At 38.5% G+C, this 13505-nt stretch carries 14 protein-coding genes and 1 pseudogene; 10 read left to right on the forward strand and 5 right to left on the reverse strand.

All coding sequences use genetic code 11. From position 1 onward, the window contains the following. The first annotated feature begins 8 nt into the window (after window positions 1–8). From walK to rlmH, 7 genes are all read left to right on the forward strand, one after another. Entirely contained in the window at window positions 9–1835 is a 1827-nt protein-coding gene (walK, locus tag M5A78_RS09205) for a cell wall metabolism sensor histidine kinase WalK (protein ID WP_248734980.1), read from the forward strand. Continuing rightward, window positions 1832–3154, forward strand: a complete 1323-nt coding sequence (locus M5A78_RS09210; protein ID WP_248734981.1) for a YycH family regulatory protein — start codon at window positions 1832–1834, stop codon at window positions 3152–3154. Before walK ends, M5A78_RS09210 begins: the two co-directional genes overlap by 4 nt. Further along, a complete protein-coding gene (locus M5A78_RS09215; protein WP_248734982.1) occupies window positions 3141–3938 on the forward strand; it encodes a two-component system regulatory protein YycI in 798 nt (265 codons plus the stop codon). Before M5A78_RS09210 ends, M5A78_RS09215 begins: the two co-directional genes overlap by 14 nt. A gap of 6 nt (window positions 3939–3944) precedes the next feature. Next, window positions 3945–4739: an MBL fold metallo-hydrolase gene (locus M5A78_RS09220; RefSeq protein ID WP_248734983.1), complete on the forward strand. Its 795-nt coding sequence runs from the start codon at window positions 3945–3947 to the stop codon at window positions 4737–4739. Window positions 4740–5109: 370 nt separating this feature from the next. Further along, window positions 5110–6336 (forward strand): S1C family serine protease, encoded by a 1227-nt coding sequence (locus M5A78_RS09225; RefSeq protein WP_248734984.1) that lies wholly within the window; start codon window positions 5110–5112, stop codon window positions 6334–6336. A gap of 131 nt (window positions 6337–6467) precedes the next feature. Then, on the forward strand, window positions 6468–6626 hold the full coding sequence (locus M5A78_RS09230; protein ID WP_248734985.1) for a CxxH/CxxC protein: 159 nt from the start codon (window positions 6468–6470) through the stop codon (window positions 6624–6626). Between the two features lie 101 nt (window positions 6627–6727). After that, entirely contained in the window at window positions 6728–7207 is a 480-nt protein-coding gene (rlmH, locus tag M5A78_RS09235) for a 23S rRNA (pseudouridine(1915)-N(3))-methyltransferase RlmH (RefSeq protein WP_248734986.1), read from the forward strand. A gap of 96 nt (window positions 7208–7303) precedes the next feature. On the opposite strand, the pseudogene M5A78_RS09240 reads toward rlmH, so the two are convergent. Then, window positions 7304–7387, reverse strand: a pseudogene (locus M5A78_RS09240) (ABC transporter permease); the annotation flags it as partial. 44 nt (window positions 7388–7431) lie between these two features. Next, window positions 7432–7854 carry an organic hydroperoxide resistance protein gene (locus M5A78_RS09245; protein ID WP_248734987.1) on the reverse strand — a complete coding sequence of 141 codons (423 nt, stop codon included), beginning with the start codon at window positions 7852–7854 and terminating at the stop codon, window positions 7432–7434. A 181-nt stretch (window positions 7855–8035) separates the two neighbouring features. Here M5A78_RS09245 and M5A78_RS09250 point away from each other — a divergent pair, with 181 nt between their 5' ends. Next, a complete protein-coding gene (locus tag M5A78_RS09250) occupies window positions 8036–8473 on the forward strand; it encodes a MarR family winged helix-turn-helix transcriptional regulator (RefSeq protein ID WP_248734988.1) in 438 nt (145 codons plus the stop codon). A 65-nt stretch (window positions 8474–8538) separates the two neighbouring features. Here M5A78_RS09250 and M5A78_RS09255 read toward each other — a convergent pair whose 3' ends face one another. Continuing rightward, a complete protein-coding gene (locus tag M5A78_RS09255; RefSeq protein WP_248734989.1) occupies window positions 8539–9201 on the reverse strand; it encodes a TetR/AcrR family transcriptional regulator in 663 nt (220 codons plus the stop codon). A gap of 232 nt (window positions 9202–9433) precedes the next feature. Here M5A78_RS09255 and M5A78_RS09260 point away from each other — a divergent pair, with 232 nt between their 5' ends. Together M5A78_RS09260 and M5A78_RS09265 are read left to right on the forward strand one after the other, a co-directional pair. Continuing rightward, a complete protein-coding gene (locus M5A78_RS09260) occupies window positions 9434–10072 on the forward strand; it encodes a nitroreductase family protein (RefSeq protein ID WP_248735052.1) in 639 nt (212 codons plus the stop codon). A gap of 31 nt (window positions 10073–10103) precedes the next feature. Further along, a complete protein-coding gene (locus M5A78_RS09265) occupies window positions 10104–10400 on the forward strand; it encodes a putative quinol monooxygenase (protein WP_248734990.1) in 297 nt (98 codons plus the stop codon). A gap of 265 nt (window positions 10401–10665) precedes the next feature. Here the strand turns inward: M5A78_RS09265 and gnd are convergent, their stop codons facing one another. Together gnd and M5A78_RS09275 are read right to left on the reverse strand one after the other, a co-directional pair. Then, window positions 10666–12069 carry a decarboxylating NADP(+)-dependent phosphogluconate dehydrogenase gene (gnd, locus tag M5A78_RS09270; protein ID WP_248734991.1) on the reverse strand — a complete coding sequence of 468 codons (1404 nt, stop codon included), beginning with the start codon at window positions 12067–12069 and terminating at the stop codon, window positions 10666–10668. Between the two features lie 78 nt (window positions 12070–12147). Then, window positions 12148–13494 (reverse strand): GntP family permease, encoded by a 1347-nt coding sequence (locus tag M5A78_RS09275; protein ID WP_248734992.1) that lies wholly within the window; start codon window positions 13492–13494, stop codon window positions 12148–12150. Window positions 13495–13505 lie beyond the last annotated feature (11 nt).

Raw genomic sequence — 13505 nt, forward strand, 5'->3', positions numbered from 1 at the left:
TCTTATAGATGAAAAAGGTTGGTTTCTTTCGCTCAATACATGTAAAGTTTGTCATCATCTATGTCCTGCTAATTTTAGTGGCGATGCAAATAATTGGTGTTTATTTCGTTCGGCAGCTTGAAGAAACCTTAAGGACAAATTTTCAAACATCGTTAAAAGAACGTGTGAATTTGCTTGCCTATAATGTTCGTGAGGAAATGGAAAAGGAAAGAACGCCTGAAGACCCAACGCTCGAAGAGGACATCAAGAAAATTCTACCAGACTTTGATTCAGGAGATATTTCTGAAGTTCAGGTCATTGAGGGCAGGTCCCTCAAAATTCTTGGAACCTCTCAGTCCAACAACCAAGGCGTAGTCGGACAAAGGACAACCCTGCTTAGGGTGAAGCAATCGATGGTGTTGGAAGAGGATCAAAGCGCGATATTAATCGAAAAGCAAACTGGCCACCGGATTTGGGTCCTTTCCACCCCAATCAAGTCGGGGAAAAAGGTTATTGGGGCTATTTACCTTGTCGCAAAAATAGAAAATGTTTTTGGACAAATGAAGACGATCAATGGTATTTTTGCTACTGGAACAGCGATAGCGTTATCAATTACTGCTGTTTTGGGCATTTTGTTAGCTCAGACGATCACAAGGCCAATCGCGGATATGAAAAAGCAAGCCTTAGCGATGGCAAAAGGGAATTATTCCCGGAAGGTTAAAGTATATGGCTATGATGAAATAGGCACACTTGCCATTGCCTTCAATAACTTAACGAAAAAGCTCCAAGAAGCCCAGGCCTTGACGGAGGGCGAAAGACGAAAACTGTCTTCTGTGTTGTCGTATATGACAGACGGAGTCATTGCTACTGACAGAAAGGGCCGGGTAATATTAATCAACGAACCTGCTGCAGAGATGCTGAATGTTTCACGTGAAACAGTCCTAACCCAGCCGATTGTGTCTTTATTGAGCTTAGAGGATACGAATTCCTTTGAGGATCTCCTTGAAGAAAAAGATTCGTTAATCTTAGACTATAGTACCAAAACAGAACGCTATATTCTCCGTGCCAATTTCTCCGTGATTCAAAAAGAAACAGGCTTTGTCAATGGTCTAATTGCTGTCCTTCATGATATTACGGATCAAGAAAAAGTGGATGCGGAAAGAAGAGAGTTTGTCGCCAATGTTTCACATGAATTACGAACTCCGTTAACAACGATGCGAAGTTATTTAGAAGCTCTTGCAGACGGTGCGTGGCAAGACGAGGAACTTGCTCCGAACTTTTTAGAAGTGACACGAACGGAAACGGAAAGAATGATTCGGCTTGTGAATGATCTTCTGCAATTGTCGAAAATGGATAGTACGGATTATCTGTTGAATAAAGAGTGGGTGAACTTTGTCAATTTCTATCATCGTATTATTGACCGCTTTGAAATGGCCAAGGAGCAGAATGTAACCTTCAGCCGCAAGCTTCCTGATTATGCGATATTTGTTGAAATTGATGAAGATAAAATGACGCAGGTATTATACAACATTATTTCCAATGCCCTGAAATACTCCCCAGAAGGCGGACAAGTCACGTTCTCGATAAAAGAAGAAGAAGATAAAATCATCGTCAGCGTATCTGATCAAGGTGTGGGGATTCCAAAAGAGAATATCGGCAAAATTTTTGACCGTTTTTATCGTGTCGATAAAGCGAGAACCCGGAAATTGGGCGGTACAGGCCTAGGGCTGGCGATTGCAAAGGAAATGGTCAATGTTCATGGCGGTGCGATTTGGGTAACAAGTAAAGAAGGAAAAGGAACGAAGATTTCCTTTTCATTGCCATACGAGCGTTCTGAAGAGGATGAATGGTCATGAGATACGAAAAAATCAAATCAGGAATCTTAACGATATTAGTCTTGGGAAGTATTCTGTTAACATGGAATCTTTGGACCTACCAGCCCAACTACGCCACGATGGAAAAAAATAATTATGTAGAAGAGGTCACTGTCAGAGAAAAACAAGAGGTCCAAAAAATTATTAGACCTGATCAAATCCTGTTTCATGTGAAGGGTCGGCATTACGGGACCAATAATACAACTGAGCTTGAAAAGGTAATCAAGGATTTAAGCCGCTGGGCCTTTTTTGATATAAAAAATTATTCGGACAAAGTGGAGAATATTGAGGAATTAACGCATGACAGTGGCAATGCCGAGATTATTTTCCCTGGAGAGGTCCCAATTGAGTTATATCGAAGCGTCTTAACGATTGAAGGAAAGAAGGTACCCTCTTTCAACTTCGATCGAATTATCATTAATGTTGATAGCTCGGAAAAGGAAAATGGAATTGTCTATTTCGTTTCCTCTGAAAATCAACAGGTTTTCATTAGTCATATCTCATCTACTAATTTAAGCGAGTTTAACCATGATTTTTATAAAAATGCAACGCAGTTACCAAGCTATTTTGCTTATAAAGCTTCTGAAAAGCGTACAATTTTCTTGCCAGAAGAAGAAACGGAAATGACCACTTATAAGTATTTGCCTTTGACCCTTAATTCTGAAGAATTTAAAGTGGCACTATTTAATGATCCAAGTTTTGTGCAGAAGAGCATTGTCAAACAAGGTGAAGAGTATACGAATGGTTCTAGTAAAATGAGCGTTAATTACCAAAGCAACATACTTAAATATATTAATCCAACAGCAGAAGACAATTATATGGACAGCTCTTATGATTTAGTCAAACGCAGCATTGATTTTGTTAATGAACATGGGGGTTGGACGGATTCTTACCGCTTTGTTTCTAAAAGTGAATATAATCGCTCGGTTACCTTTCGTTTATACAGCATGGATGGTTTTCCTGTCTTTAACAGAAATGGACTTTCTGAAATTAATGAGGAATGGGGCCGCGATGAAATTAATAAATATGAGCGTCCAAATATTTCTTTAGAGCTGCCATTACCAACTGAAATGCAAAAAGTAAAACGTCCTTCTGGACATGTAGCATTAGAATATTTACAAAAGAAAAAAGACTTTAAGCCAGAGCTTCTCGAGCAAATGACCTTGGGCTTTCGGATGGAAAGGGATTCTGATGCGAATAGGCTAATCCTCTTAGAACCTGCCTGGTTCTATCGCTATGATAAAACATGGGTGCAGATTACAATGGAAGACCTGGGAGGATTACAGCATGGATTGGAGTAAAATAAAAACGATTTTTATTATCACCTTCTTGATTTTAGATGTCTATCTCCTATTTCAATTCATGAAAATTCGCGATGCCAATAAATATGAGGTCATTACCGAGGCTACGTTTGATGAAAAACTGAAAGCGGATGAGATTCAGTATGTTGACCTGCCTAAGACTCCGATTAAAGATCAATATTTAAGTGCAAAGCCGAAGACATTTATTAAAGGGGATTTGGCGAAGCTTAAAGGTCAGACAGGGTATCTTAAAGAACCAGGGACGACCCTTCAAGTGACACTTGAGAAGCCATTTCAGTTAAGTTCAAAGTTTGAACCAGCGGAGCTTTCGACCTTTATTAAGGATAATGTCCTTTACGGAGATCATTATCAATTTTGGGAGAAGGATGACCAAAAAAAGACCATCACCTACTATCAGCAATATGAGAATTTCTCTTTGTATCAAAATATTAATGGGGAGATTACTTTCAATCTTAATGCTAATAATCAAATTATTTCCTATCATCAATCCTATCTTGAGGGGATTGAAAAACTAACGGAAAAAGAGGAAATCCTCTCTCCGTTAAAGGCAATTGAAACCCTGCATCAAAAGGGAGTGCTGAAGCCGAAAAGTAAAATCACTAAGATAGAGCTTGGATATTCGACACGCATCCAACTGGCTGCTTCTCAAGTATTAGCGCCAACTTGGCGCATTGTGGTCGATGATAAGGAAAGTTTATTTGTGAATGCGTTTGAGGGCCAGATTATTGATTTTAACAGCGACGAAAATAGTAAAGTGGAGTGAAAGAGTATGTCGTTAAGATATAGTATCCTTGCAAGCGGGAGTACGGGAAACGCCCTCTATGTAGAATCTGAAGAACATTCCTTCCTTGTTGATGCCGGGTTTAGCGGCAAGCAGATGGAGGCTCTTTTCGGGCAGATTGACCGCGATATTAGTAAGCTTTCCGGGATTTTTGTTACCCATGAGCACAGCGATCATATTAAGGGGATTGGGGTGCTCGCCCGTAAATATCATTTGCCAGTTTTTGCAAATGAAAAAACCTGGCGGGCGATGGAAAGTTCATTAGGAGTAATTCCAACCGAGCAAAAGTTTGTTTTTAATATGGAAACGGTAAAGAGTTTCGGAGCTGTGGATATCGAATCATTCGGGGTATCGCATGATGCAGCGGAACCAATGTTTTACGTTTTCCATCATTCAGGGAAAAAGCTCGTTCTGATTACCGATACAGGCTATGTAAGTGATCGAATGAAGGGTACGATCTCCAATGCTGATGTGTATGTTTTTGAATCAAACCATGACGTGCAAATGCTGCGGATGGGGAGATATCCTTGGAACATCAAACGTAGAATTCTAAGTGATGTCGGCCACGTTTCCAATGAGGATGCGGCGCTGGCTATGAGTGATGTGATTGGAGACCGAACGAAACGGGTCTATCTCGCCCATTTAAGTCTAGATAATAATATGAAGGATTTAGCAAAGATGGCGGTAACACAAACGCTCGAGGGTTGCGGTTTAATTGTAGGCGAACAATTTGGACTTTACGATACAGACCCGAAAATCCCAACGATTTTAACAGCAGTATAGAATTTTTTTAGAATGAAGCTACCTTTTGATGGTACTTCATTTTTTTTGTGGAAATAGGGAGGAGCGGCGCAAAAATAAATTATTTTATCCCATTTGAGAGGAAAGTAACAATTTTGAATAGGTGAAGATCAGCTTTGCTCACACCGCCTTCATTGTGTTGATGTAATACTCCTATTAAATTTGCTTCCAAGCATGGAGTGGGAGTTGAAACTCATGCTAATTATCAAAAAATGGCTAAATTATGAACAAACTCGTAAGATTTCAATAACAAAATGCAATTTTTTAGTAATTTGAGGATGAATGAGTATAATTGTAATTATAAGCCAAAATAGTAGTTAGCAACCTTTTCGAAAGAGAGGAATGGTGTAAAGTGGGTTATTATGATGATCATTCACCAAATCGCAATAGAGAAAGGAAAGGAAATAGGGGCGGATTCTTCCTCGCCAGCTTTGTTGGGGCAATAGTAGGTGCAGGTGCAGTTCTCATTGCCATTCCAACCTTGTCAAATCAGGGAGTTCTTCCTTATAAAATTGAATCTGATCAAACAGGAACGAATACCAATACGAATCCGAAAAATGTGGTTCATAAACAGGTTAGTTATGATGTAAAAACAGATACAACCAATGCCGTTGAAAAAACAGCTGATGCCGTTGTTGGAATCAATAACATCCAGTCATCAAGCTTTTGGTCTGACAGCACTAACTCTGATGAGGCAGCTGGAACAGGCTCAGGCGTCATTTATAAAAAGGTAGGAAACCGCGCTTTTGTCGTTACAAACGATCATGTTGTCGAAGGTGCCAAAAAGCTTGAAGTCAGTCTGACGGATGGAACAAAGATTTCTGCTAAACTCCTTGGCAGCGATATTTGGACGGATTTAGCGGTACTGGAGATTGATGCCAGCAAGGTAAAAAAGGTAGCTGAATTCGGTGATTCAGATAGTTTAAAGATGGGTGAACCGGTCATTGCTATCGGAAATCCACTCGGTGCAACCTTTTCCGGCTCGGTAACACAAGGGATTATTTCAGGATTAAAACGAACAATCCCGATAGATATCAATCAGGATGGTGTCATAGATTGGCAGTCAGAGGTATTGCAAACGGATGCTGCGATTAATCCAGGTAACAGTGGTGGCGCTTTAATTAATATGGCCGGGCAAGTCATTGGGATTAATTCGATGAAAATTGCCCAGCAGGCAGTTGAAGGGATTGGCTTATCGATTCCAATTAATTCAGCAAAGCCAATTATTAATGACCTCGAACAATTTGGCTCGGTCAAACGTCCATATATGGGTGTCGATTTAAAATCGGTATCTGAAATTCCAGCTTACTATCAGGAAGAGGCTTTGAAGCTACCTCGTGATGTGAATTATGGTGTGGCCCTTCGGCAAGTTGTTCCAAATTCGCCAGCATCTCAAGCAGGATTAAAAGAGTTGGATGTTATCGTCGAAATGGATGGGCAAAAAATTAATGACGTCATCGACCTTCGTAAGCATTTGTATCAGAAAAAGAAAATTGGCGATCACATGAAGATTAAGTTTTATCGTGAAGGAAAGATAAAAGAAACCAGCTTAACATTGTCAGGAGAAAAGTTACAATAAACAGTTAATAGAAACGAGAAAGTGAATGGCTCACTTTCTCGTTTTTTATTGTGGTATTATGGATGAGGTCAAAGTATGATTGACGATAATGAAGTTAAAAATAACAATATGGATCGGGAAGGTGAAGATAGATGATTTATTGCTGTGAAGAGCATGTGGAAATTGCGTTAGATACAGTTGTGGATGAATATGAAACATTTCCTGTCTTGACGAAAATAACTGGGGATAACTTATCAACAAGCTGTGAATATTGTCAAAATGAAGCTGTATATATGGTGGCGAACAAGTGATTCCATACAAGATGTGGATAAAAATTGTGGACATGTGGATAACCACTGTGGATAAGTTGTTTGTAAGCTGTTTGTAATCAAGTTGTAAAGGATTGTGGATTGTGCATATCTCAATAGTGACGGTTGGTAAATTAAAAGAGAAATATTTGAGACTTGGAATTGAGGAGTATTTAAAAAGATTGTCTGCTTATGCAAAAGTAGAAGTGTTTGAAGTCGCAGATGAAAAAGCACCGGAAGTGTTAAGCGAGCTAGAAATGGTCCAGGTGAAGCAAAAAGAAGGCGAGAGAATCTTAGCAAAAATTAGCCAAGATACATATGTGATTGCCTTAGCAATCCAAGGAAAATTGCAATCATCCGAGGGACTAGCGGATACATTGGATAAACTAGCGACTTACGGAAAAAGCAAGATAGCCTTTGTGATCGGCGGCTCGTTGGGTTTAAGTGAGGAAGTATTAAAGAGATCAAACGAGCAGCTGTCTTTTTCACGAATGACCTTCCCGCATCAGCTGATGAGACTGATTTTGGTCGAGCAAATTTACCGGGCCTTTCGGATTAATCGGGGGGAACCGTATCATAAATAACGGTAAACTTTTTAAAAATTCCTTTAAAAATAGCTCACTAGAAAATCCAGTGAGCTTATTTTTGTGGGCTAATACTCATTAGTTGAAGGACCGTTAGCCCATGATATAGCCCATGGTAAAAGTATGAACGGTCGAAATAGTATAACGAATTGTAACTGCCAAAAGTGCTCTTGCCGACGGGCAATACGCGCATAGATCTCAAGGACGTTTCTAGATGAGAAATTTTAGATTATACTCGTTATTAATTTAACATCCATATTCCCATTCGTCGCTTTAGAGTAAGGACAAACACCATGAGCTTTATGAACTAATTCCTCAGCCTCTGCTAAAGTTACCCCTTTGATTGACACGTTTAAGACCACAGCTAATTTAAACCCTCCATCCTGATCTTTTCCAAGTGAAACTTCCGCCGTAACTTTAGATTCAATTCGTTTTCTCGCCTGTCGTGCGACCAAATTTAGCGCACTATCAAAGCAGGCTGCATAGCCGGCAGCGAATAATTGCTCTGGATTCGTTGCATTTTCTTTTCCTTGACCGCCTAAAGATTTTGGCATTGAAAGTGCTAAATTTAATGTTCCGTCACTGCTTGTTACTGTCCCTGCTCTGCCACCCTCTGCTGTTGCACTTGCGGTATATAATAATTCCATATAAAATCACCTCGAAATATAATTTTATAAAATTTAATTGTGCACAATTTATTTTATAAAATTATATTAACGATAAAGTATTCAGAAGTCAATAATTAAATTGTGTAAAATTAAATGACGGTTTAAATAATTGTTTATTGTGTATTATAATGGTACTAATGAAAGATGAAAGGACAAGAAAATGGAAAATAATCAATTAAAACTCGAGAACCAAATATGTTTTAAGATTTATTCAGCCGAACGTGAAATCACTAAATTATACAGAAATTTATTAGAAGAGTTGGATGTAACGTATCCTCAATATTTAGTATTATTGGTACTTTGGGAGGAAAAATCGGTGACGGTTAAAGAGCTTGGCCAAAAGTTATTTTTAGATTCGGGAACGTTATCACCTATGCTAAAGCGAATGGAAGGGAATAATCTTATTGACCGCCGAAGATCATTAGAGGATGAAAGAACGGTCATCATTTCATTAACCAAAAAAGGTGAAGACCTAAAAAACAAAGCTCAATGTATTCCTTCAAAATTGTTAGAAAATCTGTCCTTAGACATGAAGGAATTAAAGAGTTTAAATCAAACACTATCAAGCATTTTAAACAGAATTCAACAGAAAATTTAAAACCGGGTTAAAACAAAAAAATACTAAAGACTCTTACCACCGCGTAAGAGTCTTTTTTATAGCCATTAGATGGCTGATAGTTTTTTGACGATACTTTCCACCATTGCATTAATATCTTCATTTTCCGGGTTTTGCAAGTACTCGAGCCTTAGGACCTGGGTTTTCTTCGCCACATAATAATCAAATAGAGCCTGTTTCAATGACAATTCCTCTTCCACTAAAAAGGATGTATTCACCAATTTTCCTAGTACAGTTTCATCCTGAATAATTAAGATTGAGGGGTTCAATTGATTAAAAACTTCTGCATTCATGCCATTTCGATAAAATGCATGAATGACAGATAGTTGTTCTTTTCTTGATTGCATCTTTTTTTCATAAAGATGCCTACAGCTTCTTTTTAAATCAGTCAAATAAATATCTGAAGCATAGACAGCTGAAAAAACAGCTTGTTCAAACACTTTTTGGAAACGAAGCGTGTAAGATAACTCTTCATTGGAAATGGTTTGACCAGCTTCATTTATATAATCAATACAGAGATTAGTCAGCTCCATAATGATGTCTTCCTTCGAAGAAAAGTAGTTATACAAGGAGGCTCGACTTAAGTTCATCGTTTTTGCGATATCTTTAATGGTAAGGGAAAGGAATCCTTGAGTTCGAACGACATGGATTAACTGTTTTACATAGGCTTTTCTCATTATCTGTCTTTCATAAGGTGCAATTTTTCTCAAACTACCACTCCCTTTATCAGGAAATTATATCATAATCCAATGGTGTACATTCAAATTCTGATATTCCAATTCTTTTCAGTTTACAACTAAAAGAAAGTGGAGTAAGGTTATACGTAGTTAACATTTTAGACCCTTTATAATATTTTTGTCTAAAATGTATAAAATATTTAAAGAACTTAAATATTTTAATCAATACCCAGAATGAAAAGAGGAGAATCTAACAATGACTTCTATGACTACAGCACAAATAACGAATGATTTTAATAAAATTGTGACAGAACGCCGTTCCATTAAAAATTATGATAAATCTGTAAAAATCAGCCGAGAAGAAATGACGGAAATTCTTACATTAGCAACACGTGCTCCATCTTCTGTTAATATGCAGCCATGGCGATTCCTTGTGATTGAAAGCACTGAGGCAAAAGCAACACTTGCCCCACTGGCACGTTTTAACCAAACTCAAGTTGAAACCTCATCAGCAGTTATTGCTGTATTTGGTGATTTGAATAATTTTGAGCAATTTGAAGAAATCTACGGCGCAGCTGTAGAGCAGGGATTTATGCCTTTAGAAGTAAAAGAAGGAATTCATGCTTCCTTTTCAGGCTATTTTGAAACGATTTCACGTGAAGCTATGGAAGATGTCGTTTTAGTGGATGGTGGTCTTGTATCCATGCAGTTCATGCTTGCTGCCCGCGCGTATGGATACGATACAAATCCAATTGGCGGATATGAAAAAGACAAAATTGCAGAAGCGTTTGGATTGGATAAAGACCGTTATGTTCCGGTTATGTTAATCTCTATTGGTAAAGCAGCAGATAACGGACATCCATCAGTTCGTCTGCCTATTGATCAAGTCGCGCAATGGAAGTAAAGAAGTTTAAATAAGAAGGGATTGACGTTCGATGATTATTATTCATGCAATATTCCATATAAATCCAGCGAAACAGGATTTGTTTCTAGAGGAAATTCAGCCGTTAATTGTTGCCTCAAGAGAAGAATACGGAAATATTTCATATTGCCTTCAAAAAGATACAGAAAATGAAAATGTATTTACGATGGTGGAAGTTTGGCAGGATATGCAAGCTGTTGCCAGTCATAACTCAAGCGAGCACTTTACCAAGTTCGTAGCAAATGCAAAGGACTTTTTGACTGCACCATTAGAGGTTAAAGCATTTGAGGGTCAGCCATTAAAATTATAGATTTCGGACTCTTAAATAGAATGAAATGGTGAACCCTACCACAAGTAACGGCGGAAATTAGAGAGTGTAGGTTCACTGGTAACGGCAAACGAAAGCCTTAACTTGAGTTAAGGCTTTTCAGGCTGTCGAAAAACCATCGACAGCCTATTATTATATCCACAAACTTTAACGATTCACCTTTTTTTAAGTCAAAAAAGCTCTGAAATTCGAGGTTTAGATTCCCGTATAATAAAAAATTGCCAAGAAAAAATACCCCTTTCTATTTTTACTGCCAAATTGTATGGAAGACTCCTGCTAAATCGCATCGTTCATAGGTGTGAGCGCCGAAGTAATCCCGTTGTGCCTGCAATAAGCTGGCAGCGGAAGTGCCTTTTCGATAACTGTCATAATAAGAAAGGGAAGCACTTAAACAGGGGAACGAGATGCCGGAAACGACGCCTTCACAGACAACTTTCCGCAATCCGATTTGGTATTCTTTCACCTTTTCAGCAAAATATGGGGCGATTAGCAAATTAGCCAAATCTGGCTGCTCTTGATACGTTTGACTGATAACGTTTAAAAATTCTGCACGAATGATACAGCCGCCGCGGAAAATGAGTGCGATATCCTTTAAAGGCAAGTCCAGTCCGTAAAGTTCAGAAGTCATTTTATACTGTGTAAATCCTTGAGCATACGCACAAACTTTACCCATATACAATGCCTGTCTAATGTACTCAATCCACAAATGCTTATCTAAGTTCTGCGGATCCATCTCTGGTCCTGACAGGATATTTTCAGCGTTAATCCTTTCTTCTTTTAAAGAAGATAGATAACGGGCAAATAATGATTCTGTAATAATCGATGTTGGGATTCCGTTATCAATAGCTTGAATACTTGTCCATTTACCAGTGCCTTTTTGTCCTGTTTTATCGAGAATCACATCAATCAATGGCAAGCCTGTTAGTTCATCTTTTTTTCTTAAAATTTCTGCCGTGATTTCGATTAAATAGCTTTTTAGCTCACCTTGATTCCACGTTTCAAAGATCTCAGCAATTTCTTCAACCGATAAATGTAATTTTTCTCTTAAGAATGTGTAGGCTTCAGCAATCAATTGCATATCAGCATACTCAATCCCGTTATGTACTATTTTGACAAAGTGACCTGCACCTTTTGGACCAATATACGTACAGCAAGGGTCACCCTCCACTTGGGCTGCAATTTTCGTAAGAATAGGAGCAGCTTTTTCATAGACGTCTTTATCGCCGCCTGGCATGATAGAAGGACCTGTTAAAGCACCGACTTCTCCGCCAGATATACCAATTCCTAAATAACCGATTCCATTAGACTTCAGGTCATCATATCTTCGTGCTGTATCCTCGTAATGAGAGTTCCCTCCGTCCATAATCACATCGCCTTTTTCAAGAAAAGGTATTAATGAGCCTATCACCGAATCGATTGCTTTGCCCGCAGTAACCATCACAAAAATTTTTCTTGGAGTTTCTAATGACTGGAAAAAATCTTGAATTTGGTAGTAAGGAGTAATTGCTTGTCCATCAAGTTTTTGGACGAGTTGATCGGTTAAATCCCTTGTATAATTATAAACAGCGACATGCTCACCTTTATTCGCCATGTTTAAAGCTATATTACTGCCCATTACCCCTAATCCAATAACACCAATTGTATTTAACATCTAGTTATTCTCCCTATTATAAGATTAATAGGCAGTAAAACCCCTGTGTTTTAAGTAGGGTTTTACTGCCTTGAAGGCTTATACAAATAAGCTTAGTAATAGAATAAATCCTAATCCTGCTACGGAAATAATCGTCTCAAGCAAGGTCCAAGTTGCAAATGTTTCTTTCATGCTTAAACCAAAATACTCTTTGAACATCCAGAAACCAGCATCGTTTACGTGGGAAGCAATCAAGCTACCCGCACCAGTTGCAAGTACCACTAAAGCTAAGTTAACGTCAGATTGTCCTAACATTGGAATAACTAAACCAGCAGTTGTTAAGGACGCAACAGTTGCTGAACCTAAAGAGATACGTAAGATTGCAGCAATAATCCAGGCAAGAAGGATGGGAGATAAGGCTGTTCCTTTGAATAATTCAGCAACGTAGTCACCTACACCGCCATTAATCAATACTTGTTTGAAGGCTCCGCCGCCCCCGATGATTAACAGCAACATCCCAATATTTGAAATTGCAGTTGTACAAGATTCCATAACATTTTTGATAGGAATCTTTCTAGCTAATCCCATAGTATAAACAGCAACTAATAACGAGATCAACATCGAAGTACCAGCATCCCCAATAAAGCGGATTGCTGCTAGGAAACCATTATCTTCAAATCCCATTGTTTTTTGCAGCAAAGTAATAATCGTAGCAATTGACATTAAAATTACAGGAAGTAAAGCGGTAAAAACACTGATTCCAAAACCAGGCGTTTCTTCAAGTTTAAATACTTTCTGTTCTCCTAATGAGGCAATATTACCCGTTTTTGTAAAAGATGCAGGTACTAGCTTTTTAGCAATCTTCGTAAATACAGGTCCCGCTAAAATAACCGTTGGAATCGCAATAATGAAACCGTAAAGTAATACTTCACCAATGTTTGCACCATATTCACCAGCAATAACGGTTGGTCCTGGATGTGGCGGCAGGAATCCGTGTGTGACGGATAAAGCTGCAGCCATCGGAATACCGAGATACAAAATAGAAATCTTTAATTGTCTTGAAATGGCAAATACGATTGGAATTAATAATACAAGTCCTACTTCAAAGAATAAAGCAACACCAATGATGAAAGAGGCAGCAACGACAGCCCATTGGATATTCTTTTCACCAAATTTGTTAACGAGTGTCATGGCAATTCGCTGTGCGCCCCCTGAATCGGCAATCAGCTTACCTAACATCGCCCCAAGTCCAAAGATTAGCGCTAAGTGGCCAAGTGTTCCGCCTAGTCCTGCTTCAATGGTTTTGACAATTTCTTCTAAAGGCATTCCAAGTGCTAAAGCAACACCAAAAGATACGATGATCAAAGAAATAAAGGTGTTTAATTTGAAGCCCATGATTAAAATTAGTAATGCTAAAATTCCAATTGCAACAATAACTAATGGCATTTTATTTCCCC

This window comes from Neobacillus rhizosphaerae (assembly GCF_937468385.1).
Classification (GTDB): domain Bacteria; phylum Bacillota; class Bacilli; order Bacillales; family Cytobacillaceae; genus Neobacillus; species Neobacillus rhizosphaerae.

Coding starts and splice junctions, on each gene's coding strand:
- M5A78_RS09250 (WP_248734988.1), top strand. CDS start 8,036: ATGGAAAATAATCAATTAAAACTCGAGAACCAAATATGTTTTAAGATT.
- M5A78_RS09260 (WP_248735052.1), top strand. CDS start 9,434: ATGACTACAGCACAAATAACGAATGATTTTAATAAAATTGTGACAGAA.
- M5A78_RS09210 (WP_248734981.1), top strand. CDS start 1,832: ATGAGATACGAAAAAATCAAATCAGGAATCTTAACGATATTAGTCTTG.
- M5A78_RS09230 (WP_248734985.1), top strand. CDS start 6,468: ATGATTTATTGCTGTGAAGAGCATGTGGAAATTGCGTTAGATACAGTT.
- walK (WP_248734980.1), top strand. CDS start 9: ATGAAAAAGGTTGGTTTCTTTCGCTCAATACATGTAAAGTTTGTCATC.
- M5A78_RS09215 (WP_248734982.1), top strand. CDS start 3,141: ATGGATTGGAGTAAAATAAAAACGATTTTTATTATCACCTTCTTGATT.
- gnd (WP_248734991.1), bottom strand. CDS start 12,069: ATGTTAAATACAATTGGTGTTATTGGATTAGGGGTAATGGGCAGTAAT.
- M5A78_RS09265 (WP_248734990.1), top strand. CDS start 10,104: ATGATTATTATTCATGCAATATTCCATATAAATCCAGCGAAACAGGAT.
- M5A78_RS09275 (WP_248734992.1), bottom strand. CDS start 13,494: ATGCCATTAGTTATTGTTGCAATTGGAATTTTAGCATTACTAATTTTA.
- M5A78_RS09220 (WP_248734983.1), top strand. CDS start 3,945: ATGTCGTTAAGATATAGTATCCTTGCAAGCGGGAGTACGGGAAACGCC.
- M5A78_RS09245 (WP_248734987.1), bottom strand. CDS start 7,854: ATGGAATTATTATATACCGCAAGTGCAACAGCAGAGGGTGGCAGAGCA.